Source organism: Nostoc sp. LEGE 12447 (genome assembly GCF_015206985.1).
Classification (GTDB): domain Bacteria; phylum Cyanobacteriota; class Cyanobacteriia; order Cyanobacteriales; family Nostocaceae; genus Nostoc.
Genome location: NZ_JADEXT010000036.1, coordinates 36647 through 61583, shown reverse-complemented (window position 1 = coordinate 61583; position 24937 = coordinate 36647). Strand labels below are relative to the sequence as shown.

The following is a 24937-nucleotide window of genomic DNA, read 5'->3' as shown; positions in this document are numbered from 1 at the left end:
CTTTAAATATTTGCTACAAGCTAATGCTTTTGTTTCTGCTTCCTAATGAATTGTTGTTGTTTATTTATAGCCTCTCTTCGCTTCTGAGTGCGGCCACGCATTGACTGTAAGGCAGAAACATCATTCGTTTTTTTATCTAAATGTTTTGCCAACGACTTAATAGTTGGATTTTGAAAAATTTCTACAACTGATAAATCTCGGTGCAAAATTTCTCTGAGTTTATTGTTTACCTGTACCACTAGCAAAGAATGCCCACCAAGGTCAAAGAAATTATCATAAACACCCACTTTTTCTATCTGTAATACCTGTTTCCAAACCCTAGCTATTGATTTTTCTACCTCAGACTGAGGAGCTTGATATCTATTTGCTAATTCTGGGCGCAAATTATCTGGTGCAGGTAAAGCACGACGGTCTACTTTGCCATTGGGAGTCAGAGGTAATACTTCTAACACTATAAAGGCAGAAGGAAGCATATATTCAGGCAATTTTTCTTTAAGAAAAAGCCGTAATTCATTTACAGAAAATGTTGCTGTAGGAACTACATAAGCACTCAGACGATTTTCATTAGCAATGACTACCGTTTCTCGCACATTAGAATGTTGTGCTATAACCGTCTCGATTTCTCCTAGTTCAATCCGAAAACCGCGCAGTTTAACTTGATGGTCAATTCTTCCCAAAAACTCAATTGTTCCATCAGCACGATAACGCGCTAAATCTCCTGTTTTGTAAAGGTATTTTTTTGAGTCAAACGGACTAGAAATAAACTTTTCGTTAGTTAATTCAGGTCTATTCCAATACCCTCGCGCCAAACCCACGCCACCAATATACAATTCACCCGAAATGCCAATTGGAACAGGTTGGAATTGTTTATCTAATATATATATCTGTATGTTGGAAATGGGGCGACCTATAGGAACAAATCTTTCATTGTTGTTAGCTTGGCAGCACCAAGCCGTAACATCAATAGCAGCTTCTGTTGGTCCGTAAAGATTGTGTAATTCTGAGTTCAACCGCTCAAAGAAGCGTTGTTGCAGTTCCAAAAGTAGTGCTTCACCACTACAAATTACACGTTTGATACTATAACAATTCTCTAGTCCTGGTTCCTCTAAAAACACTTGCAGCATTGAAGGTACAAAGTGCAATGTCGTAATTTGCTGTTGGGCAATGAGTTCGACTAAATAACTTGCATCTTGATGGCCACCCGGTTTAGCTACGACTAAAGTTGCACCAGTAAATAGAGGCCAAAAGAATTCCCAAACAGAGACATCAAAACTGAAAGGTGTTTTTTGTAAAACTTTATCGCATTCTTTTAATTGGTAAGTATCTTGCATCCACAGTAAGCGGTTGCATAAACCCTGATGAGTGTTAATCGCTCCTTTGGGTTTTCCTGTAGAGCCAGAAGTATAAATTACATAAGCGATGTTTTCTAGTTGTAAACTACTATCTGGGTTAGCTTGGCTGTAGTCAGCAAATGCTGCACCATCAGCATCTATAGTTATTACTTTGGCTTGATGTGTTGGTAGTTCATCAATTAGATGTGGTTGCACTAGCAACAATGATAGTTGAGCATCTTCTAACATGAACGCCAAACGCTCTTTAGGATAGGTAGGATCTAGCGGTACATACGCACCGTCTGCTTTCATAATTGCTAATATCCCTACTACCATTTCGATAGATCGTTCCATACAGATACCAACAAAGGTATCTGGTTTTACTCCTAAATTTTGTAAGTAGTGCGCTAGTTGATTGGCTCGATTGTTTAACTCTCGATAGGTAAGTTCTTGGTTAGCAAAAATGAGAGCGATCGCATCTGGTGTTTTTTCTGCCTGTACCTCAAATAAGTTATGGATGCAAGCTTCTTGAGGATAATCAACCTGAGTGTTGTTCCAGTCAACCAGTAGTGTTTGACGTTCAACAGGTGTCAATATTGATAACTTAGAAATACCTTGATTGGGATCACTAACTACACCCTCTAGCAAGGTTTGGAAATGCCCTACCATCCTAGCTATAGTCTCTGCATTAAATAAATCGGTGTTGTATTCTAGCCTCCCTGTCAATCCTTCTTCACTATCAATGATTGATAGTAGGACATCAAACTTGGCTGTTCTTGTCTCAAGTTCCTCTGTTTTCCAGATACTATTTGATGCAGTATTCTGAAGCACAAACATCACCTGGAAAACTGGATTATAGCTCAAATCCCGATTTGGCTGTAATGCTTCTACTAGCTTCTCAAAAGGTAAATCTTGATGACTATAAGCCTCAACTGCTACCTTTCGCACTCGTCCCAACAATTCTGTAAAGGTGGGATTTCCTTCTAAATTAGTACGTAATACTAAAGTATTGACAAAACATCCAATTAGTTGTTCTAGTTCTGCACGGTTGCGGTTGGCTATTGGTGAACCAACAAGAATATCTTCTTGACCTGTGTAGCGGTAAAGCAAAGTTTGAAAAGCCGCTAACAAGGTCATAAATAAGGTTGCACCCTCCTGTTGGCTTAACTGTTTGATTGACTCAGTTAATGTCGTAGACAATATAAACTTCTGCTGCGCTCCATGAAAAGTCTGTATTGGCGGTCTGGAGCGGTCAGTAGGTAGTTGCAATACAGGCAGATTTCCGCCTAACTGCTGTTTCCAATAAGCTAAATGCTTTTCTATAACTTCACCTTGCAACCAGTTTCGCTGCCAATACACAAAATCTGTGTACTGTACAGCAAGCTGAGGTAGTTGCGAGGATTTACCAGCACAAAAAGCTTGATAAATCGTAGATAATTCTTGAACTAGTACCTTGATTGACCAACCATCACCAACCAAATGATGCAAATTTATAAGTAAAATCGATTCTGCTTGCAAGTGCAGCAGTTTCGCCCGCAACAAGGGTGCTTGTCCTAAATCAAAAGATAACTGAGCCTCTTGCTGAGATAACTTTTGTACTTCAGTCTGCTGCTGCTCGTCAGCTAAATCACACAAATCAACTTCTGGTAAACTGAATGCGATCGCGGAGCGTGCGTTAAGCGCAATCGCATCTGCAACTTTTTGAATGGGTTCACCATCCACTACCTCAAAGCTAGTTCGTAAAATGTCGTGTCTTTGAATAATTTCGTTAAAGCTACGAACCAATTCAGAGACATTCAACTTTCCTGCCAGATGAATAGCTACCGGAATATTATATGTAGCTGTCCCAGGTTGGAGTTGGTTAATAAACCACAACTGCTGTTGAGTAAAAGTAAGTGGATGTTGGTTAGCGGCTGTCTCGACTTTAGAGATGGGCAGATACGTACTAGTCAAATTACTATTAACTTGGTCTAGTATTTGCATTGTTAACTCAGCAATACCAGCACCATCAAAGAAGTCTGCTACAGATATCAGTACTCCAAAATCGACCTCTATCCGATTTTTTAACTCGAAAACTTTGAGGGAGTCTAAACCCAAGCTACTCAAAGGTTGGTTTAGGTCTATCTGGGAAGGCGTTATCCTCAGTACCCGTGCTACTAATTTATGTAAATAAGAGTTTAATAACTGCTGTTGTTGTTCTGATTCTACTGCTAGTAATTCTGTGCGTGTCAGACAATCTTCTGTTGCCGTTGTCTGGGCAATTTCCAAAATACTACTACCAACAACCTCTAATGTACCTGCTAAAAATCCTACTTTAGTAGCCCGACGTTGAATTTTACCACTGGAAGTTTTGGGAATAGTGCCGGCTTTGATTAAAACAACTGCGTAAACTTGTACTTCATGTTCTTCTGTAATTGCTTGGCGAATAGCAGCCGTAACTTCATCTATATTAGGTTTTGCACGAAACTCTAATTCTTGTATAATTACCAAACGTTCTTCTTTTTCTACCTCTACTGCGAAGGCTGCAACACTTGTTGCGCGTAATGTTTTATGGCTTCGTTCTGCGGTTAACTCAATATCTTGTGGGTAGAGATTACGTCCCCTGATGATAATTAAATCTTTAGCTCGTCCAGTAATAAAGAGTTCGCCATTATGCAGAAAGCCTAAATCTCCAGTTCGTAAAAATGGCCCTGACGCTCCGTTAACTCCCGTGTCTTGGAGGTAAGCGTGGAAAGTTTGCTCTGTTTCTTCTGGTCGGTTCCAGTAACCATGACCAATACTCGGGCCTGATACCCAGATTTCTCCAACTTCATCGGGATCACAGCGAGTTAAAGTTTCTGGATTAGCAATTACAATATGCTGTTGTGGTACAACTTGACCACAACTAACTAATGCTATTGAATTTTCTTCATTGGTAGCTGCATCAATTATATGATTGCTTTCTAAAGCAGTTTTTTGTAAAGTCTTCGTTGTTACTAAAGCATTTTTGACACTACCAGTTACCATTAATGTAGCTTCTGCCATGCCATAGCATGGGTAAAAGGCTTCTGGACGAAAACCGCATTCAGCGAAGGTAGTTGCAAACCTCTCTAGAGTCTCCTGACGAATTGGTTCAGCGCCATTAAAAGCAACATTCCAACTACTTAAATCTAGGGTTGAACGTTGTTCTGGGGTAATTTTTTCAATACAAAGTTCATAAGCGAAGTTGGGAGCGCCACTAGTAGTCCCTCTATAACGAGAAATTGCTTCTAACCATCGATAGGGACGTTGGAGGAAAGCAGCAGGCGGCATCATGATACAAGGAAAACCGCCGTAAAGAGGTTGCAGCACTCCGCCAATCAGACCCATGTCATGATAAACAGGTAGCCAAGTGACAAACTTACTGCTGGAAGAATGTTCCATGTATTGGCGAGTCACGACAGCATTATGTAGTAGGTTGCCATGACTGAGCATTACACCTTTGGGTGTGCCGGTAGAGCCAGATGTGTATTGCAAAAATGCCAGTGTGTCTGTATTGATCAGAGGCTTTTGCCAACCCTCTTCTATACCAGGAGTGAGGTTGTCAGTGGCTAGCCAATGAATATGATCTATATCAAATTTATCGGCAAACAAAGATTGTACCTGAGACAAAATGCCACTTGTCGTTAGGATTATTGCGGCTTGTGCATCTTCTAGAATCGCTAAAATTCTGGGGGTGTTGCGTTGGTTGCGTGGTGGATAAGCCGGAACTGCTACTACATCGGCATACAGACACCCGAAAAAGGCGGCAAGATATTCTAAACCTGGGGGATAAAGTAGTAACGCACGCTCTCCACTTAAACCTAAGCTTTGCAGTTGAGATGCGATCGCTCGGCTACATCTATCTAGCTCTTGATAGGTCAGGCGATCGCTTTCTGTTTCCCCATCAGACAAGAATGTGTAACTCAGTTGTTTAGCCTGGCGGCTACTTCTATAACGTAAAAGTTCAACAACAGTAGAAAATTCGCAAATGCCTTCAAAGGCATTACTGCTTTGAGTATTCTGATGTTCAGGCATTGAGATGCACACCTAATTCTGGAATGTAACTGTCATAAGCGGTTTAGCTGAAAACTGTACTAGAGGTTTGTAGACTTCTTGACCAAAGTCAGATTCACGCACAGTCTTGGGTAATGGGCAAGTTTAGCGATCGCTAGAGTTCATAAATAAGAATCTTACACACAGTCTTGCAATTTATTCTCAATATTATCTATATCACATTAACGCAAATGATTCTCTTTTAATTTTTATTTTCACAGAGTTCTATTAAATTTTTATCCTAGTTACTCCCTCTTTTTCGTAAAACATCATTCTTCAGATAGATGCCTTATACTTGCTTTTGACCAATCAATTGCTTTGCTAGCCATAGCACGGCACGATAAGATCCATCAAAACTTTGAATTACCTCTAAAATCATTAATGTAAATATTTTGTCCTAATATATAGAAAGCGCAGTATAGTAATACACTTAAGATTAGCTAGAATACGTATATTAGCTTATCTAGGTTTATTGACATAAGTACTCAAAAAAATATATCTCTTTTAACTACTTTTTGATAATGTAATAGTCTAATCTTGATAAGACTAGTGCTAATAAATTTTAGTAAGCATCTAGAAAATCAATTATATCAGGGTGTTAACAGCTTATTAACCATGTGTGAGGAAATAGATGAAACCAGTGCTGTTACTTAAAAGCCTGTTACTGACAGGCTCATTTGCTTTATTGTTAGCAACTTCCGCTTGGGGTGAAGAAGTACAACTTCCTAAAAAACAGCAAGAAACAACTTCTAACGATCAAGAGGCGATTTCTAAACAAACTGCAAATCAACCCTATAGCCTCGCAAAAAGAGCATTAAAACACAGAACCAAAAGCACTCAAAAGCTAGTTCAAGCATCGGTAGTTGTACAAGTTACCGGAGTCAGACTCAACTCAGTCGATAAACAACTGGAGATAATTTTAGAAACGGCTCAAGGGGAACAGTTGCAACCTCTCAGCAAAAGTGAGGGGAATAATTTTATTGCAGATATCCCCAACGCTCAATTGCGTTTATCGACTGGTGAGGTATTCAGTCAAGAAAACCCATTTACAGGAATTACAGCAGTTACTGTAAGCAACTTAGATGCGAATACAATTCGGGTAACTGTAACGGGTAAAGCAAGTGCGCCAAAAGTAGAGCTATTTGATGATAATGAAGGCTTAATTTTTGGGGTGATACCAACTATATCCACTAGCCAAATACCACCAGCAGAACAACCAACCAGTGAGACTCCCCAAACCCAACCAACACCGTCAACAGAACAACCAACAACTGAAACGCCTTCAGAACCACCTACAGCCGAGACACCTGAGAATGAAGAACCAATTGAATTGGTTGTGACAGGTGAACAAGATAGATATCGTGTACCAGAAGCATCAGGGGCCACTAGAACCGATACCCCAATTCGTGATATTCCCCAATCGATTCAGGTAATTCCTAGACAGGTTTTAAAAGACCAACAAATTACTAGGCTCACAGACGCAATACGTAATGTTAGTGGTATTGTAGAAGGCGATTCTTTTGCAGGAACAGTTGATAATTTCAATATTAGAGGCTTTGATTTTAATTCAACTTTTCGAGATGGTTTTAGAGAACCTGGCGATACATTGCGAGAACTTGCCAATATTGAGCAGATAGAAGTCCTCAAAGGGCCTGCTTCTGTGTTATATGGCAATGCTGAACCAGGAGGAATCATTAACTTAGTCACGAAAAGACCTCTGAGTACGCCCTATTATTCGGCTGATTTCTCTGCGGGCAACTTTAGTTACTATCGTCCTAGTATTGATATTTCCGGCCCACTCAACCCAGATAAATCATTACTATATCGACTGAATGTTGCTTACGAGAATGGTAGTAGTTTCCGAGATTTTGTAGATAGTGAGCGTTCCTTCTTTGGACCTATATTTGACTTAAAGCTTAGTGATAAAACTAACTTATTAGTTAATGTAGATTATCTTAAAGATGAGCGCACATTTGACCAAGGTTTAGTTGCTTTTGGTCGAGGGATTGCTGATATTCCCACTAGCAGATTTTTAGGTGAACCAGGAGATAGGCGCGAAGTAGAAGAGGTAAATGTTGGCTATCGGCTAGAGCATCGTTTTAATGAAAATTTAACACTCCGCAATGCATTTCGATACACTTCAAATGATAGCTTTGATTACCGCGCTCAACCTTTAGACCTCGATGAGGGTACTGGTGAATTATCGCGTAACTTTCGATCCAACGATGACTACACTGAAAGGTACTCTTTACAAACAGATCTTGTTAGTAAATTTACGACGGGTTCAATCCAACACACACTTTTAGTTGGACTTGATCTCGCCAGACAAAAGAGTGATGGCTCACAGAGGCGGCTCCCTGGAGGATTAACTCCATCTATAAACATCTTTGACCCAGTTTACAACCTTATCTCAAGGCCAGGTCTTTCAGAACTAACAAATGTAGTTAGAGATGGTAACTCCAAAACAGAGACATTGGGCATCTATTTGCAAGACCAGATAGCATTTTCAGACAATTTTAAGCTGCTGATAGGTGGGCGTTTTGATACTGTGGATCAAAACCAGTTCAATAGGCTCTCTGAAACACGTACTATTCAGTACGATGAAGCCTTCACTCCCCGAATTGGTATTGTATATCAGCCAATTCAACCAATTTCACTCTATGCTAGTTATAGTCGCTCGTTTGCACCAAATTTTGCTCAAAGTGCTGATAACACATTTTTGGAGCCTGAACGCGGTACTCAATATGAAGTGGGCGTCAAGGTAGATTTAAATGATAAACTTTCAGCAACTTTAGCAGCTTACGAAATTACCAAAACCAATATTGGTACGGCTAATCCTAATGATCCTGATGGCTTTAGTCTGCCAATTGGAGAACAGAGAAGCAGAGGGATTGAACTAGATGTTGCTGGTGAAATTCTACCTGGGTGGAATATTATTGCTGCTTACGGTTATACAGATGCGATCGTTACTGAAAGCAATGATTTTCGAGTTGGTTCTAGAGTAGCCAAGGTACCGGAACACAAAGCTAGTTTATGGACAACTTATCAATTTCTCCAAGGTAATTTGACAGGTTTAGGCTTTGGTTTAGGTTTGTACTACCTTTCAGATAGAGTAGGTGGTGATCTCCCTACCCTTGATTCTGACGATACTTTTACATTACCTAGCTATCTGCGAACTGATGCCGCAATTTATTACAAGCGTGATAACTGGAGAGCCGCCATCAATATCGAAAACCTGTTTGGCACGAGGTATTTTGAGTCATTTAACTTTGGCAGAAATACAGTAATTCCAGGCGCACCGTTTACGGTGATAGGGACAATTTCGTTTGAATTTTAGTTAACACTATAGGAGCCACTACGTTTGTCGCCATATTTATAGACGCGTAGAGGCTTTCTATTGCTTCATTCACAGTGTGAAGAAGAAAGAGGCCAAAGTATGAAAATCAAGCTCCCTATCAAACTGTTTTTACTAGGAATTATTACTATTGCTTTACTTTGGGTAAGCCATATCTATCTTTTTCCAAATCAGCAAATTCAAGGTGACAATAACTCAGCTAGTTCTCAATTACCAGTAGCTACACGCGTAGTCAAACACGCTTTGGGTGAAACAAGAATTCCTGTCAAGCCACAGCGAATTATTGTATTAAATGATGTTGGTCTTTTAGATCCTGTTCTATCTCTGGGTGTCAAACCAATTGGTACAGTAAGTTATTTTCCACAGTACGAATTTTTATTCCGTGGTGTAACCAATGAAGAAGCAGCTGGTATTGAGATAGTTGGTGATGGAAATCAGCCTAATTTGGAAAGAGTTATTTTGCTCAAACCCGATTTAATTTTGATGCGTGAATACCAGAAAAGTTTCTATAAACAATTATCAGCGATTGCACCTACAGTTGTCGTAGATTTACCGGGTCTAAATTACTCTTTTAAAGAAAATCTCCGTTTTATTGCTCAAGTACTAGGTGAGAGTGAAAAGGCAGAAAAAGTCATCGCTCAATACTATGAACGAGTTAAAAAGTTGCAAAATTTAATGGGTGAGCGTCTAAAAAATATAGAAGTATCAGTGATTAATCTTTTTGGAGAAAATCTCATCGCTACATATTCAGATAATGAAACTTATAATCAAGTTTTCCAAGACATTGGTATCAGACTTATACCTACACTAGTAAACCAAAAGGAAGATACTTTAGTATCGAGTATTGAGGTATTAAAAAAGTACGATGCAGATATTTTATTTGTCATGAATGATACTCAGCAATTAACACAAACGTTTTTCAAAAATCCTCTTTTAACTACGCTCAAAGCAGCACAAAATAATCAAGTGTATGAAGTCCAAGTAAATAGATGGTGGACATTCGGTTTTTTTGGAGTCAATAAGCTACTTGATGACTTGTTTAAATATATGGTTCAGTCATCATCTTTGTAAATATTCAACGCTCAGAATCCGGTTCAAGAAGGATAGCTATGGTGAGTTCATAATAATTGTTGTCTAAGCTAAAATTTCTGTAGTTCGAGTTTATCCTAATAATATCAACATTTATTTACGTGATTCTTTCTGCGGAACTGTTTTGCAAGATGCTGGATTATCTCGTCCAGAATCTCAAAATTTAACGGCATCAAAAGCAAAAAATTTATTTAATAATCCGATTCAAATGTCCATCAGTAATGAATTAATCGAAAAAGCAGATGGTGATGTAATATTTATATGGACGGCTGAAAATAATGTCAAAGGCAATCAAACAGCGCAAAACAAATTAGATCAGCTTAAATTAAGTCCCCTGTGGAAAAATTTAAAAGCTGTAAAAGAAAATAAAGTTTATTTGGTTTCAAGTTACTGGATTGGGAGTGGTATGTTAGCTGCAAATGCAATTATTGATGATTTATTTAAGTATCTAATTAACACACCTTGATTTATTCGGAAGTAGTCCGAACGTCGCCAATTTAGTGTTTGAATAGTTGTTTAAATACTTTTTATAAAGTACTCAAGTATGAAATTTCATAGTTTATTTGTTTGTAAATCATGTAGTGCTGTTCTCGACCACGAAGAAGCAGACGATCGCGCCGAGGGAAATCAACTCTTACTGAAGCTGCTAGAGACTCAAAAAAATAATTTTGCTTACAGCACTCTCAATATAGAGCCTGTGGGATGTTTGTGGAGTTGCGTTAAAAAATATTCTTGTGCTGTTAGCTTTGTTTGTCCACAAAAATATACATACCATTTTGTGGATTTGACAGAAGAAAATATCACTGAGTTGTTGGAATTCAGCCTGCTTTATCAAGAAAGCCAAGATGGGTATGTTTTACCGCCGAAACTACCTGGGAAACTGCGATCACATTTGCTAGTACGCATCCCTCCTACACCTGAGGCGATCGCTTAGTTGATATAGTCAAAAATTTAACTCTTGACCTTTGCTAATAATTTGATCTAACTTTCCTTGCGCTGCTATTTTACCTGCCTTTAGTAGAATGATTTGGTCGGCGCGACGTAAAACAGAACGCCGATGGGAAACCACAAGACAAGTTGGTATCCAATTTTCTTCTTCACTTGTATTGTTAAATATTCTTGACCATAAAGCTAATTCTGTTTCTACATCCAATGCACTAGAAAGGTCATCAAAAACCATCAATTCCGGTTTACGAACGAACATTCTAGCAGCTGCTAAACGTTGCAATTGTCCACCAGATAGCCTAACTCCTTTTGCTCCTACTAAAGTTTCCATTTTTTCATTCATGGCGGCTAAATCTTGCTCAAACACAGACATTTTTAGCGCCTTTTCGATTTCATAATCATCTTTATCTAAACCCAATAAAAGATTTTCTCTGAGGCTATAACTAAAGAGTTGGGGGATTTGAGGAGTATAAGCACTATGAGGTGGTACAAAGAAATTAATAGGGTCTTCTACTAAACAGCCATTCCAATAAATAGCACCTGATTGCTTGGGTAATAATCCTAATAAAACTCGTAGTAGTGTAGTTTTACCAGAACCAATGCGACCAGTAATGACAGTCAAACTACCGCGCTCTAGCTGAAAGCTTATGTCTGTTATTCCTTGGTTAGTACCAGGATAGTGGTAAGTGAGGTTAGATATGGTTAACACTTGTAAGCGATCGCTCTTTTGCCTTTGTGGTTGTTCTAAGGGTGGCAGTGATTGTTTGCGATTGCGTAGGTTATTCAGATAAAGTGGGTTTTTGGCGACCAAAGTATCTGCTGTCACACCAGAAAGCAAAGCTGTCATCCGTTCAAAGGAGACTTCGGTTTGCTTGTACAATGCCATGAATCTCCCTAAAGAGTTGAAAAAGCCAGTGACAAAGGAAAGATTATAAATAAACAGAGCAAAGTCACCTACAGTCAGTTTACTAGTTTGACTCTGAATTAACACAGAAGCTAGCAGTAAAATTAAACCCGTCCCTAGATTTACCATGTTTTGAAATACTGAATCTAACATGGCATTTAATAAGCTATCTCTCACCATCACTTGGCGGCGTTTGTCGTTGAGAGTGCGAAAATGATGTAACATATCTTGTTCTGCACCAGCTACTTTAATCGCTTGCACCGAACTAAACATTTCGCCTAAAATTCCTGTCACCTTTTCTGTTGCTTGGCGACTAGCTTTGCGGTATCGTTTGATGTAAGTTTCTGCTTTTTGAATAATTGCGATCATCGCAACTAAAGGCAGAAAAACAAACAAAGTCATTTGGACATTAACACTTAATAAAATCACCAAGCAGAGAACAGCAAATATTCCTTCACCAAGTAGTTCCGATACCCATGCTACATTGTCTTCTATTTGTGTAGCATCATCACGAAAATAACTAATAATTTCACCTTGAGATACAGCTTTTTCCGCCTCACTGCTAACAATCATAGGTTGAGCATTAGGATTGTTTAACAAACGTTCTAAAAGATTGCGTCGCAGCAACGAACTCATGGTAAAACGGTGCTGAGTTTTGGTTAAGCGCCCTGCAAATATTGTCACAACATGTCCTAAATTCAAAGCCAACAACAATGCAATCCAAGCTAAAGGTGTTAACCCAAATTGTGCTTTCCCTGTTAGGCTATCAAAGAATTCTCGGATAATTAGCCCAGGAATTGCAGGCAAGCCCGTAATTAAAATCCAGAAGCAGGTGTCAATTATATAGAGTTTTGGCTGATAGCAAATTAGGTTCCATAATAATTTCCAGCCTTGTGGTTTTTTGTTTGTTGACAACATAATAATTCGTAATTTGTAATAGTCTATGGCAAGGCTTGCGCTTACGTAATTTGTTATTAGAAGAATGTTAGATAAATTGGCATATCCAGAATTAAACTAATAAATCTGTCAAACCAGTCTTGAGTAACTGAGCAAAGCGCGAATTAGAGTTTTGAATTAATTCTTCTCGCAAACCATATTCGCTTGCTCGACCTTTGTCTAAAATCAGAATTTGATTTGCTCTTTGCACGGTTGCTAATCGGTGAGCGATAATGATGCCGGTACGCCCAATTAGTAGCTGATCTATAGCTTTTTCAATGAGTTTTTCTGTTGTTGGATCGAGGCGTGAGGATGCTTCATCTAAAATTACTAGGCCAGGGTCTTTGAGAAAAACACGGGCAAATGCTAACAATTGCGCCTGTCCTGCTGATAAGCCGCTACTATCAGGCCCTAATTCAGTGTCTAAGTCTTTAGGTAATGAATGTAGCCATGCAGATAATCCCAGCATCTCTAAGGTTTGATAGATGCGTTCGTCGCTGATATTTTGGTTAAAAAAGGTGAGATTGTTGCGGACTGTGGTTTGGAATAACTGCACATTCTGAGTTACTAACCCGACATGCTTGGGTAAATCTGTTAAGGGAGTCTGGTTGATGGGTACATTCCCTAAGCAAATTGTGCCTGATTGTGCGTCATATAATCTCAGCAACAAGCGTGCTAAAGTGCTTTTACCGCTACCTGTACGTCCTAATAGTCCCAATACATGATTGGGCGGTAAATGGAAAGATATATCTTGCAGGATCAATTCTGGTTTTGTCTCTTGCTTTTTGATGCGTAGACTCGTGGAGGCTTGTCCTTGGACATCGCTATAGCTAAATGAGACATTTTCAAATGTAACAGAAAGTGCGCCATGAGGAAGTCGCTCTTTGCCTCCTGCACTCAGTTGTGATTGTACTTGAAATAAGTCTTGGATACGATAAATGCTGGCTTCTGCCTGTTGAAGCTCTTCTAACTGAGTGCGAATCTGCTCAATTGGTTCGCTAAGAAGAGTAGTGTAGTAAAAAAATATATATGCAGTTCCGATAGTGATCGCTTTTTGATTCCAAAGGTAAAGAGCTACAGCCAAAGCAATGACATTACCTAGCGTGAATATACCGTTGGTTGTAGTCCAGAGAATAGTATCAGCAAAGCGTGCTTTGTGATAAGTTGGTAGCCAACGGTGCAGAATTTTGTAAAAGCGATGCATAACATAAGTTTTCGCACCATTTGCTCTTATGTCTTCAATGCCTGTTAGTTGCTCACCCAAAAATCCGAAAAACTCTCCATTGACTTGGCGATAGCTTCCCCAATGAGGAACGGCAATGGAACGCAGACGAATTAGGATAGATAATGCTGTGAGGGCGAAAAATGAAATAGTTATACCAGCTCGCCAATCTTCGGCGAACATCACCACAATCACACCCAAAATTAGTAGCAAACTGCCTAAGATGTAAACGCTAAATTTCGAGAAAAATTTTGAAAGGTTCTGAATATCACCGTCCACTCGTTCCACTAATTCACCAGGTGTTGAAACTTTGTGAAAAGATAAATCGAGTTTCAGGCAATGTTCAACTAAATCAGCACGTAAGGCATTAGTAGCTGTCCAAGCAACGTTTTCACCGTAGTATGTAGCCACAATTGACATTAATTGCATCACTAAAGCTACACCGATAAATAGAAATGCGGCGGAGAACAAGTTTTGCACTGAACCGCCTGCTACAGCTGTATCAATGAAATTACGTAGAATTTGCGGGTTGAGGAGTTGCAAGCCGATACTAGCTAATAGAGCGATCGCAAACTTGGCAACGCGCCCCTTTTGGGGCTTGAGATAGTCTATCAATAAATTCCAAAACTGTTCTAGACCAATTTTCATAACGTCGCCAAATTTTAGCCAGGATTGTCCCGAAAGTTATAATTTAATCAAAACTAATTGAGAAACTTATGCAAAAGCAGTATACTATAAAAACGACTGTTAACCTAGCAATAATTCTTTTTAAGTAATTTAGTACTAATAAATTCCATTAAAATTATGATTTGCTGACTTTAGCAGTGCAAAATACCAAAAACTCATTTATAAAAATCCGAGCGACTGTTGAAACAATGAGCAACGGGCGATTCTTTTTAATGTTTTATGGTGTGTAGGTCAATTTGAATATGGTAATCAACCAGATCCGTAACAAATGCCGTTTCTGTTCCGAAGTTTCCCAAGCTAATGGTGAAGACCCTATCGGCTCTGCCATAGCAGTTGAACAATATTTAATTATTGAAGCTCCACAACCCTGGCCAGTTGAGATTTGGATTGAAACCGAACCAATGCCGCAAGGAGTGTTGGACGCATTGAATTTTGTTTGGGAACATGGTAGAACAATTCGGCAACTGGCGATCGCTCCAGATCAGGAGTACTCTATACCTGGTTACAAGCATGTATTTCACTACCATAGACCAGCAGGATTATTTGCTGAGTATGAGAAACAAGCATTTCTCGTACCCGATGCTGAGATTGGCGCTTTAGCACTAGCTTTAATAAAAGAACCAGAAAAGCTACCAGATTTTGAACAGTATCGGCAAAAAAGTAATCATCTTAGAGAATTACTTGTTTGCAACCACGGTAACGTTGATGCTGCTTGTAGCAGATTTGGTTATCCTCTTTATAAAAAATTGCGTTCTGAGTATGGTGCTGTAACTAATAGCAACTTGCGCGTTTGGCGATGTAGCCATTTTGGTGGTCACCAGTTTGCGCCTACCTTAGTTGATTTACCTCAAGGACGCTACTACGGTCATTTGCAGCCAGAAATTTTGGATTTATTGATATGGAATGACGGTTCCGTAAAAGAACTTTATCCTTATTATCGGGGATGGGGTGGTTTATCCAAGTTTGTGCAAATTGTAGAAAGAGAAATATGGATGCAAGCGGGCTGGAATTGGCTCAAATACCAAAAATCAGGTCGAGTTATTGCTCAGGATGAAATTAATCAAGAATGGGCAGATGTTCGGATTGATTTCACTACACCAGATGGAAGTAAAAGTGGTGCTTATGAAGCCAAGGTAGAAGTCAGTGGTTATATAATAACCGCGTTTTCTTCGGGAGAAAATGAACCCTTGGAAAAAATTAAGCAATATCGTGTTAGTCATCTAGTAGAAGTAGAGTAGCATTAAAAATTTGTTACGAAATCTACGTGTTTTTTACGATTTATCTCGGATTGCTATAGAACCCATTTGACATCTTTTATTCTATCGAAGTGCATTGACAGCAAAAGCCTTATGTGGCAGCTATGCTGTACTCTAGTTAACAGACCAAAAGTGGGAAATTCTTTTGTATCAACTCGATAATGGCTGTAATTAGGAAGACTTACTTAAGCATCTGCCCCCTAATCGACGTGTAGATTGGCATTATCAATAGTGACAAAAGAGGGTTATTTCCTAACAAGTCTATTAAAAAAACTCCTACAAACAAGCTGAATGGTAAATCAACGAAGTCAAAGCTCTATAAGCAATTCAGAATCATTTACTAACGCTCCAGTTTTATCAGTACAAGGCTTAGGTAGAAAAATCCAAAATCAATGGTTATGGCAAAATTTAAATTTTGAACTTCTACCAGGAGAACGGGTTGCTGTAGTTGGTGCTTCCGGTTGTGGTAAAAGTCAGCTGCTAAGAATGATCGCTAGTCTCGATCCAATACAAGCAGGATACATCTTTTTTCAAGGAAAATCTATCGATGCTTACTACACACCCAATTATCGCTCTCAAGTTGTTTATCTCCACCAGCGCCCTGCACTTTGGGAAGGAACTGTAGAAGATAATCTCCAACAAGTTTATCGTTTAGCAGCCCATCGACATCAAGTTTACAAACGCGAACTAATTCTTAATTATTTACAACTTTTACATAAACCTGCTGATTTTTTACAACGTCCTGTAAGTGCAATTTCTGGCGGTGAATCTCAAATTGTGGCTTTTCTGCGCGCTTTGCAACTTTCCCCTTTGGTGTTATTGCTTGATGAACCTACCGCCTCATTAGATGTCGCTACAGCCAATTGTTTAGAAGCTTTGGTTGCAGCTTGGCAAAAAGAAGACATCCAACGAGCATATCTTTGGACTAGTCATGATTCGGCGCAATTGCAGCGCATTACCCATCGTCAAATTAACTTAGAATCTAACGAATAATGGAAGATAATTATATTTCTATTAGTTATACGCAACTTGCGTTAGCAGCTTTATTTATTCTCATTAATATAGGTCTTTCATTTGCTCTGAATTTAGGGTTAACAAAAAGCCTTTTAATTGCTTCACTACGCATGGTAGTGCAATTATTATTGGTAGGATACTTATTACAATGGGTATTTACTCTTAGTAACCCAATATTAATTATAGCTTTAGCTTTAGCTATGACGATTATGGCGAGTATATCAAGTGTTAATCGAACTCGCCGACGGTTTGTCAGTATTTATTGGAATAATTTTATTTCGCTTTTTTGTGGTTCATTTTTAGTTACAGGCTTTACTGTTAGCGCCATTATTCAAGTACATCCTTGGTATGATCCCCAGTATATCATTCCTCTGTTAGGTATGATTTTGGGTAATGCTTTAACTGGTACATCTCTGACATTAGAACGTTTTATGGAGGATTTAATTAATCGTCGAGAACAAGTAGAAGCACTATTAACTTTAGGTGCAACTCGTTGGGAAGCTGCACATCAACCAATTAAAGAAGCATTAAGAATCGGGATGATTCCCACAATTAACTCAATGATGGTGATGGGGTTAGTTAGTCTACCAGGAATGATGACTGGTCAGATTTTGGCTGGTGCGAGTCCTACAGATGCTATCCGCTACCAAATTGTGATTATTTTTGCCCAAGCATCGGGAACTGCGATCGCCACTATAGGAGTTGTATTACTGGCGTTTTTATCCCTATTTAATCAAAAACATCAACTGACAGATGCTTTGTACAAGCAAAGCTAAACATAGTTTTTATGGCAAGTCTGCACAAATGGAACAAGTTTCTTCTCACCTATTTACACTCAAATAAAGAATATACCGTCATGCGATCGCCCCAGACACTTAGAAGTTTTTGGGCGATCGCAAGCGCTAAAAGTAGACTATTAACCTCAGAATATTTTGCGTTCTTCTAGATGGGCAAGAATATCTGAGCGATCGCGCCACACAGTCCGCAACTTTTTGTTAGCGAACATCTGTAACTGATCCTTAATGTGGGGCGATCCGGGTTGAGATGCGTTACCGTAGCTGGTGAGTGCCATTGCTCGTACAGGGTTAGAAAATTCAATTGCAGCCACATAGGAATCACCTGCAACGGCTTGGAACTGCCCATTTTCTGCGGGAGCAGAATTCAGTACCCGAAAAATTCCCAGGCTGCCATCTCCACCATTACCAGGCAAATCCACATCACCCAATCGTAGCCGAAAAACCTTGCCCCACGGTACATCAAGTGCCCCATAAGTCTTTTCTATCTCTGCTGCAACTGCTTGTAGAGTTGCAACTGCACTTTCAGGATTAGCTAAACCATCGGGTGTGGTACGTGGAGAATTTTCATTCCAGGGTTTACTAAACGTTTTATCTAAGTCCATCTGTTGCACCCAAAAGGCAAATAATACGGCCCCGCGACTATCTGCATTGGCTTGCCGATCCCAGGCTTCTAGGACATTGGCTGCTTTTTGTCCTAAACCCTGACCATATTTGCGTGCAGCCGGAATTAAATCATCCAAAATCCGATCAGCCAGTTCCATGCGAGTAGAGTGCTTGTATGCAACCATTTCATCAAAAGAGATTTTGTCATCCTCAGCCAACATCCTTACAGAACGTTGGGAGCGGAAACCCATGAAACGAGGTGCCATGTAAGGCGGGTAATTATCTGCTTTAATAGCGGCCGGAAATGTAGTTGTCCAAGGTGGATCATTTGCATTTTGCAACCATCCGCTCTCCGGGTCAACTATGCGTGGTAAATCTTTGTAAGGATGAATTTTTGTCCACAACGTTTTAGATGTATTTCCTGGGATTATGCCTTCCCAGTATGCAAAATCACCACTAGAGCGTACTGGAACTTGACCGTTGAATAGGTGCATAATATGCCCTTCTCGATCCGCATACATCACCGTAAACATTGGCAATTGCAAGCGCTGGAGTGTCTTTTCAAACTGGTTAAGGTTTTTTGCCCGTGCCATATCCCACCACTGCTGGAGTACACCTGGTCGGTCAAGACCTGCAACTCTCAGTGCCACGGCTTTACCATTTTTCTCGGCTACCACTGGCCCGTGGACGGAACTTTTCACTACTAATGGTTGCTCTTGCAAGGAGCCATCTTTTTGCTTCACCTTTAAGGAAAGAGTTTTTGTCTGGAAGTTACGAACTTTGTCATCAAAGCGGTACCCATTACCTGCAAGTGTGAGTTCATAAACATCCCAACCATCATAAGTATTAACGGTGTGAGTCCAACCTAAGTTGTTGTTAAAGGCGATCGCTAATACGGGAACACCTACAAGTGTTGCCCCATAAGCATCAATTCCTGGTGCGGTGATTTGGGCTTCATACCACAAAAATAAATCTGACCAAGGTAGGTGTGGGTTTGCTAACAACATGGCGTTCCCATTGGCAGAATGAGTTGGTCCGATCGCCCAACCATTAGATCCTGCTTGCAACTTTTCTTTGCTTAGGTCTAATACTTTTTCTGGATTAACCACAAAGGTGAAATTGAGTACCCGATGTAAGTGAGCCATGACATCTTCTGCCTTGACTGGTAGCACTATCTCAACTTGATCGTCAATTAACTTCGGATTTTGTTTTGCATAAGCATTGATCCCAGCAGCAAAAGCATCGAGATAACTACGAAAAGTTGGATTCTGTGCTTTGTACCAATTACTAGCGCGTTTTGGTACTCCCGTAGTCTGTACCCAACGATCTGACTCCAGGTATTCCTCTCCCCAATATTCGGCTGCGCGTCCCCGTGCTTGACCATAGAGACGCAAAAGTAAATTTCCATGACTCTGCATTTGTGCCCAGCCAAAGGCATAAAATGCACTTTGGTTATCTTTACCGTAGATGTGCGGCACACCGTATGTATCCCATAATATCTCTGTGGATTTTGTTGGTACAGCTATAGTGCGGCTTCCGACAAACAAAACCAGTATCAAGCTAAGTATTAAAGGTAAAACGCGTATTGATTTTCGTTTGTAAACCTTAAGTAAACTATCAATCCTCATGAACACCACCATTTACAGATGTAACGCTTGGTGACTGAAACTGCTTATTGGGCATTGGGCATTGGGTATTGGGTATTGGGCATTGATTATTTTCCTCTGCTTCCCAGTCCCCAGTAACCTCTTGGCACGCAAGTGACCTTGACAAAGCAGATTTAAGTTGATCTAACAATACCACCTTGTTGAGAAACTATATCAAAGCTATAACAGTATGCTTTATTCCGTTTAAAAAATGGGGAAAAGGCTACACGATCGTGTAATCTATATATTTATCAAGAAAGATTATCAACTCTAATGATTAAAAAGCTGTTAAATATTGAGAGTGCCTAGTGAAAAAACAACTAATCAGCAGAGCGTAGTATTTTCCAGTGACGGCAGAATCAAATGATAAAAGCAACTACACTCTCATCTAGAGAATTGAAAAAGCCACAAATTTCAGCCTTATTTGGTCTGGTTTTGGGACTATGTATGCTAGTAATTTGCTTGCTGTTCAGTGTGACGCTAGGTGCAGCAGAAATACCTCTAGGTAAGATTTTGACATCTTTTATAGCATTTGATGGTTCCTATGATCACTTAGTTATTCAGACTGTGAGATTACCGCGATCACTCATTGCTATCCTTGTAGGTTCAGCCCTTGCTGTATCGGGAGCATTGATGCAGGGTTTGACGCGAAACCCCTTAGCAGATCCAGGTATTTTGGGTATAGAGTCGGGAGCCGCCCTCTTTGTTGTAGTCGCAACTTTTATTTTTGGCAGCTCATCCCCTAGTATTTACGCCTTTGTAGCATTTCTGGGTGCGGGAGTAACAGCAGTGTTAGTTTACATCCTTGGTTCTGTGGGACGAGGAGGAGCCACCCCATTGAATCTAACAGTAGCAGGAGCGGCCTTAACTGCTTTAATTTCTTCTTTCACTACTGGTATCCTGATTGTCAGCCAACAAACACTCGAACAAGTTAGATTTTGGTTAGCTGGTTCATTATCTGGTCGAGATTTTAATTTATTCTTACAACTACTGCCTTTCGCCGGCATCGGATTAGTTATAGCTTTTGCCCTCGGCAGACAAATTACCACTATGAGTTTAGGTGAAGATGTCGCTAAAGGTTTGGGGCAACAGACAGCTTGGATCAAAATATTTACCGCTATCAGCGTAGTTTTACTAGCAGGAAGTTCCGTTGCCCTTGCAGGGCCAATCGGCTTCATTGGTTTAGTCGTTCCCCATATAGTGAGATTTTACATTAAAGCCGATTATCGTTGGATATTACCCTATTGTGCAGTTTTGGGGGCAATTTTGCTCCTAGTTGCAGATATTGCCGCCCGTGTATTGCTCAAACCACAGGAGTTACCTGTAGGTGTAATGACAGCAATAGTTGGCGCTCCTTTTTTTGTCTACCTGGCTAAGTCAAGGGTGAAAAAATGAAGGTTGATTGGCTAGTCATTCGTTCACAGGTGATATCTTTTCGAATCGACCGACGTGTACCAGTCGTATTGCTATGTTTGGTAGTAGCGATCGCAGTGGCGATGGTGATGAATGTCGGGCGGGGTGAATATCCAATCTCGCCTTTGGATATCGTGAAAACTATATTGAGTTTAGATACAGGAAACCCAGACCATCAATTCGTGATTCAAAATCTGCGTCTACCCCGCACCCTTGTGGCTTTTATGGTGGGAATGGCGCTGGCAATTTCAGGTACTATATTTCAAGGACTGACACGCAATCCATTGGCTGATCCCGGTATTATCGGCATCAACGCTGGAGCAAGTTTGGCGGCAGTTGTAGTAATTGTACTGTTTCCATCAGCACCAATTTACACTTTGCCTCTATCAGCCTTTGCTGGTGCTTTGCTAATGGCGATTTTAATTTACTCGCTGGCTTGGAATAACGGTAGTTCACCGATTTTATTAATTTTAATGGGTGTTGGTTTATCTGCGATCGCCAGTGCTATAACCACCCTGATGATTACCTTTGGCGAAATTTCTGACGTTAGTAATGCTTTGGTTTGGTTAGCTGGGAGCGTCTACGGACGTACTTGGGAGCAAGTATTTTCTCTATCACCTTGGTTAATTGTTTTTGTCCCAATGGCTTTGACATTGGCCAGGCATTTGAACGCTTTAAATTTGGGAGATGATGTTGCAAAAAGTTTAGGTAGTCGGGTGGAATGGCAACGTGGTTTACTCGTGCTGGTGGGTGTAGCCTTAGCAGGTGGAGGAGTCGCCACCGCCGGAAATATTGGTTTTATTGGTTTAATCGCACCTCATTTAGGACGACAGTTGGTAGGTGCAACCCATGAAAGCTTGATTCCTACTTCCGCACTCTTAGGGGGCATGATTGTTGTAATGGCAGACTTGCTAGGAAGAACGCTTTTTGCACCTATAGAAATTCCTTGTGGGGTAGTGACTGCTACTATCGGCGCACCTTACTTTCTCTATTTGTTAATTCGTAATCGAAAAAAATAGAGGACAAATCAATTCAAAATACCTTATGGAAAGCAAGCTACAAAATTCAAGATGATATTAACTATGAAAGGATTATCAACCAAGGGTCTGTCTTTAGCTTATGATGGTATGCCAATTGTTCGTGACCTGAATCTGTCAATTCCCGCCGGGCAAATTACTGCTTTAGTAGGTGCAAATGGTTGCGGTAAATCAACATTGCTGCGAGGTCTAGCTAGACTTCTCAGACCCAATGGCGGTACAGTCTATCTTGATGGACAATCTATTTTTAATCTTTCTACTAAAAACGTAGCAAAGCAATTAGCGATCTTACCGCAAGGTCCAGTTGCACCGGAAGGATTAACAGTCAGAGACTTGGTAGCACAAGGACGTTATCCTTATCAAAATTGGTTGCAGCAGTGGTCTGAAAAAGATGAAAAAATTGTCCAACAGGCACTAGAGATTACAACCTTGTTAGAGTTAGCCGAAAGAGGATTAGATACCTTGTCTGGTGGACAACAACAACGTGCCTGGATTGCAATGACACTAGCGCAAGATACAGATATTTTACTGTTGGATGAACCGACTACTTTTTTGGATTTGGCACATCAGATAGAAATTTTAGATTTGTTATATGAATTGAACCAGCATCAGGGACGGACTATTGTTATGGTGCTACATGATTTAAATCAGGCTTGTCGTTATGCTGATTACTTGGTTGCGGTAAAACAAGGCAGGATTTTAACAGCTGGAGAACCCAAGCAGGTAATGACTGAGCAAATGGTGCAAGAAGTTTTTGGCTTAGAGTGTCGTATTTTGACTGACCCAGTTGTGGGGACACCGATGTGTGTACCGATAGGACGCAAGGGAAGAGTTAATATGATTCGCAATTCATAAATTTAAATATTAATTCACAAGACTATAAATCATCTATACAGCACTTCTTACTGTTATGAGATACAGTAAAGAATGTGGATTAAATAACTTACAATTATGAAGGATATACCCGCATTTCTCACAAGCAGTAAAAGCGGCTTCACTTTCTTATTATGCAACTTAAGTGCCGATTAGCTTAGAGCATTGCATAACTGCTGGATACAATTTTTGCGGTAACTTTGTTTCAACACAGTAAAAGATGCCAAATTCTTTCTATAGAGTCTAATACAAACATATCAAGCTAAGTAATTGTTTTCCCAAAATGATGGAGCCGCTTTAAATGAAACGACGTGAAACACTAGCCGAATTGGTCGCAGGAACAGTAGTAGAATTTGAACAGCGCGAGGCTAGAACTGCAAAAACATCAGATGCAGCCACAGAAATTGAACAGTCAGAGGGTGTTTGAAAAGTCGGCTAGGTTGTAAAAAATATTTCTCAGTATACGCTGTAAATAGATAGGATACAGTACCGAATGGCACTAAGAAAAGCTCTAATTTATGCAGAATAAGCACTACAGGTTCTATTCTCTTGAACAGTGGAGCAGTGAAGAAATGGGTAGGCCCGGATTTCTCACAAGTGCGAAAAAATCATTGAGATGAGTAAAATTTAGGAAAAGATATTTTATACATCAGTGGATTAAATTCAGGAACCGAAGACAATCACGTATTATCCGAAGCTTTAAAGATAAATAAAAGACGAATAAAACGAGAAATACTGGAGTAAAAACTATGATTAGCAATAATTAGGTAGGCGAAAACAGGGTTAAATTCAGGAAACTCAACCCCAGCAAGCTAATCATTATGATGACAATTAAGTAAAAATTAACTAGGACAGGGTAAGAGAGATAAATAATTGTAGGCCAGAGCGAAAATTCCTTTATAGGGGCAAGAACTACTAATTGAAATTAAAATTTTTCGGCAGTTAACCGTGATAGTTGCTCCTAACTTCAGTAACTTTGTCCGAATAGTGCCAACAGTAGCATTTTGAAGTTATGTTTTGGCTAAACACTTCTCCAGTAAAGCATTTATTAAAATGTAGGCAACAGATGAAAACCACAACCGTAGTTGATTACCTGCAAATGTATGGGTACTTTTCCTATCACTTCTTAGTTCTAGTTTTTGCTCTTTGAGACAATTCTCTATATTGCCTCTTGGACAATATTTTTCTGTATAAAGTTTTCCTGGAGGAATTTTATTAGTGGAAAGTGAAGTTACTACAAAACGAGTATCTACCCCTTGATTGCTATATTCCACTTTGGCAACAACGCGACAATTTCGACTTCAAGAGCATAGAGTTTTATAGTTAAGTGATGAATACCAAACTGAGTTCTCCACAAATGCTGTAGCTGCCAGTTGCAAATCCGGTGTCGGTACAAATAAGGATTCAAAAAACTCAACTACTGATTTCAGTTTTTGTTCATAATTCAAGATAAGCACGGTATTTAATTGATTGTGAAAGCTGAATTAATCGACTGTTTTGCGCCAATCCAAACACATAATCAATCTCAATACTTCTCGGTTAAGGGGAAAAGGGGAAAGGGAAAAGGGAAAGAAAAAACCTTTAACCCTTACCCTTTACCCTTTACCCCAAACCCAATTCCGAGTTAAAAATGCTTAACCGAGAAGTATTGTAATCAATCTCTCTTTGTGATTCACACCATGCCATAATCTCTTCTCTAGAATAAGCACTATCTCCCCGAATCAGAATTTTCACTTCCCCCCAGCGTGATTAGACAACCTGCTTAGGTATCATGGA

Annotated in this window: 16 protein-coding genes and 1 pseudogene; 11 read left to right on the top strand and 6 right to left on the bottom strand. The window is 39.8% G+C overall.

Going from position 1 to position 24937, the window contains the following annotated elements; translation table 11 throughout:
• Window positions 1–20 precede the first annotated feature (20 nt).
• Complete coding sequence (locus IQ274_RS27500) at window positions 21–5366, bottom strand: non-ribosomal peptide synthetase (protein WP_194144069.1); 5346 nt, start codon at window positions 5364–5366, stop codon at window positions 21–23.
• Between the two features lie 649 nt (window positions 5367–6015).
• Here IQ274_RS27500 and IQ274_RS27495 point away from each other — a divergent pair.
• The 4 genes from IQ274_RS27495 (at window position 6016) to IQ274_RS27480 (ending at window position 10762) form a co-directional block, all read left to right on the top strand.
• Complete coding sequence (locus tag IQ274_RS27495) at window positions 6016–8721, top strand: TonB-dependent receptor (RefSeq protein ID WP_163926807.1); 2706 nt, start codon at window positions 6016–6018, stop codon at window positions 8719–8721.
• A gap of 99 nt (window positions 8722–8820) precedes the next feature.
• Window positions 8821–9810, top strand: coding sequence for an iron-siderophore ABC transporter substrate-binding protein (locus IQ274_RS27490; RefSeq protein WP_163926808.1), 990 nt, complete (start codon window positions 8821–8823; stop codon window positions 9808–9810).
• Between the two features lie 142 nt (window positions 9811–9952).
• A complete protein-coding gene (locus IQ274_RS27485) occupies window positions 9953–10294 on the top strand; it encodes an ABC transporter substrate-binding protein (RefSeq protein WP_228058393.1) in 342 nt (113 codons plus the stop codon).
• A gap of 78 nt (window positions 10295–10372) precedes the next feature.
• Complete coding sequence (locus IQ274_RS27480; protein WP_194144068.1) at window positions 10373–10762, top strand: DUF1636 domain-containing protein; 390 nt, start codon at window positions 10373–10375, stop codon at window positions 10760–10762.
• Window positions 10763–10771: 9 nt separating this feature from the next.
• On the opposite strand, the gene IQ274_RS27475 is transcribed toward IQ274_RS27480, so the two are convergent.
• Window positions 10772–12595 (bottom strand): ATP-binding cassette domain-containing protein, encoded by a 1824-nt coding sequence (locus IQ274_RS27475; protein ID WP_194144067.1) that lies wholly within the window; start codon window positions 12593–12595, stop codon window positions 10772–10774.
• Window positions 12596–12686: 91 nt separating this feature from the next.
• The gene (locus IQ274_RS27470) at window positions 12687–14483 is read right to left on the bottom strand and encodes an ABC transporter ATP-binding protein (RefSeq protein WP_194144066.1); all 1797 of its coding nucleotides are present in this window, start codon (window positions 14481–14483) and stop codon (window positions 12687–12689) included.
• Window positions 14484–14764: 281 nt separating this feature from the next.
• Here IQ274_RS27470 and IQ274_RS27465 point away from each other — a divergent pair, with 281 nt between their 5' ends.
• The 3 genes from IQ274_RS27465 to IQ274_RS27455 all read left to right on the top strand — a co-directional run bounded on the left by IQ274_RS27465 (window position 14765) and on the right by IQ274_RS27455 (window position 17568).
• The gene (locus IQ274_RS27465) at window positions 14765–15760 is read left to right on the top strand and encodes a sucrase ferredoxin (protein ID WP_194144065.1); all 996 of its coding nucleotides are present in this window, start codon (window positions 14765–14767) and stop codon (window positions 15758–15760) included.
• A 309-nt stretch (window positions 15761–16069) separates the two neighbouring features.
• Window positions 16070–16771 carry an ABC transporter ATP-binding protein gene (locus tag IQ274_RS27460; protein WP_194144064.1) on the top strand — a complete coding sequence of 234 codons (702 nt, stop codon included), beginning with the start codon at window positions 16070–16072 and terminating at the stop codon, window positions 16769–16771.
• Window positions 16771–17568: an ABC transporter permease gene (locus tag IQ274_RS27455; RefSeq protein WP_194144063.1), complete on the top strand. Its 798-nt coding sequence runs from the start codon at window positions 16771–16773 to the stop codon at window positions 17566–17568. The genes IQ274_RS27460 and IQ274_RS27455 overlap by 1 nt, the downstream gene beginning before the upstream one ends.
• 146 nt (window positions 17569–17714) lie before the next feature.
• Here the strand turns inward: IQ274_RS27455 and IQ274_RS27450 are convergent, their stop codons facing one another.
• A complete protein-coding gene (locus IQ274_RS27450; protein WP_194144062.1) occupies window positions 17715–19820 on the bottom strand; it encodes an acylase in 2106 nt (701 codons plus the stop codon).
• 381 nt (window positions 19821–20201) lie between these two features.
• Between IQ274_RS27450 and IQ274_RS27445 the strand changes: the two genes are divergently transcribed.
• The 4 genes from IQ274_RS27445 (at window position 20202) to IQ274_RS37505 (ending at window position 23588) form a co-directional block, all read left to right on the top strand.
• Entirely contained in the window at window positions 20202–21233 is a 1032-nt protein-coding gene (locus tag IQ274_RS27445; RefSeq protein ID WP_163926815.1) for a FecCD family ABC transporter permease, read from the top strand.
• The gene (locus IQ274_RS27440; RefSeq protein ID WP_194144061.1) at window positions 21230–22270 is read left to right on the top strand and encodes a FecCD family ABC transporter permease; all 1041 of its coding nucleotides are present in this window, start codon (window positions 21230–21232) and stop codon (window positions 22268–22270) included. Before IQ274_RS27445 ends, IQ274_RS27440 begins: the two co-directional genes overlap by 4 nt.
• 63 nt (window positions 22271–22333) lie before the next feature.
• On the top strand, window positions 22334–23143 hold the full coding sequence (locus IQ274_RS27435; protein ID WP_163926817.1) for an ABC transporter ATP-binding protein: 810 nt from the start codon (window positions 22334–22336) through the stop codon (window positions 23141–23143).
• A 319-nt stretch (window positions 23144–23462) separates the two neighbouring features.
• Window positions 23463–23588 (top strand): hypothetical protein, encoded by a 126-nt coding sequence (locus IQ274_RS37505; RefSeq protein ID WP_265578572.1) that lies wholly within the window; start codon window positions 23463–23465, stop codon window positions 23586–23588.
• 415 nt (window positions 23589–24003) lie between these two features.
• On the opposite strand, the pseudogene IQ274_RS38105 reads toward IQ274_RS37505, so the two are convergent.
• Both IQ274_RS38105 and IQ274_RS36780 read right to left on the bottom strand, forming a co-directional pair.
• Window positions 24004–24691 (bottom strand): annotated as a pseudogene (locus IQ274_RS38105) (transposase); the annotation flags it as partial.
• Between the two features lie 72 nt (window positions 24692–24763).
• A complete protein-coding gene (locus tag IQ274_RS36780) occupies window positions 24764–24895 on the bottom strand; it encodes a hypothetical protein (protein ID WP_322745352.1) in 132 nt (43 codons plus the stop codon).
• Window positions 24896–24937 lie beyond the last annotated feature (42 nt).

Bases quoted from the DNA above. Each gene is read 5' to 3' on its own strand.
- IQ274_RS27445 (WP_163926815.1), top strand. From the start codon at position 20,202: ATGATAAAAGCAACTACACTCTCATCTAGAGAATTGAAAAAGCCACAA.
- IQ274_RS27435 (WP_163926817.1), top strand. From the start codon at position 22,334: ATGAAAGGATTATCAACCAAGGGTCTGTCTTTAGCTTATGATGGTATG.
- IQ274_RS37505 (WP_265578572.1), top strand. From the start codon at position 23,463: ATGAAACGACGTGAAACACTAGCCGAATTGGTCGCAGGAACAGTAGTA.
- IQ274_RS27490 (WP_163926808.1), top strand. From the start codon at position 8,821: ATGAAAATCAAGCTCCCTATCAAACTGTTTTTACTAGGAATTATTACT.
- IQ274_RS27470 (WP_194144066.1), bottom strand. From the start codon at position 14,483: ATGAAAATTGGTCTAGAACAGTTTTGGAATTTATTGATAGACTATCTC.
- IQ274_RS27465 (WP_194144065.1), top strand. From the start codon at position 14,765: ATGGTAATCAACCAGATCCGTAACAAATGCCGTTTCTGTTCCGAAGTT.
- IQ274_RS27475 (WP_194144067.1), bottom strand. From the start codon at position 12,595: ATGTTGTCAACAAACAAAAAACCACAAGGCTGGAAATTATTATGGAAC.
- IQ274_RS27480 (WP_194144068.1), top strand. From the start codon at position 10,373: ATGAAATTTCATAGTTTATTTGTTTGTAAATCATGTAGTGCTGTTCTC.
- IQ274_RS27495 (WP_163926807.1), top strand. From the start codon at position 6,016: ATGAAACCAGTGCTGTTACTTAAAAGCCTGTTACTGACAGGCTCATTT.
- IQ274_RS27460 (WP_194144064.1), top strand. From the start codon at position 16,070: ATGGTAAATCAACGAAGTCAAAGCTCTATAAGCAATTCAGAATCATTT.
- IQ274_RS27500 (WP_194144069.1), bottom strand. From the start codon at position 5,366: ATGCCTGAACATCAGAATACTCAAAGCAGTAATGCCTTTGAAGGCATT.
- IQ274_RS27450 (WP_194144062.1), bottom strand. From the start codon at position 19,820: ATGAGGATTGATAGTTTACTTAAGGTTTACAAACGAAAATCAATACGC.
- IQ274_RS27440 (WP_194144061.1), top strand. From the start codon at position 21,230: ATGAAGGTTGATTGGCTAGTCATTCGTTCACAGGTGATATCTTTTCGA.
- IQ274_RS27455 (WP_194144063.1), top strand. From the start codon at position 16,771: ATGGAAGATAATTATATTTCTATTAGTTATACGCAACTTGCGTTAGCA.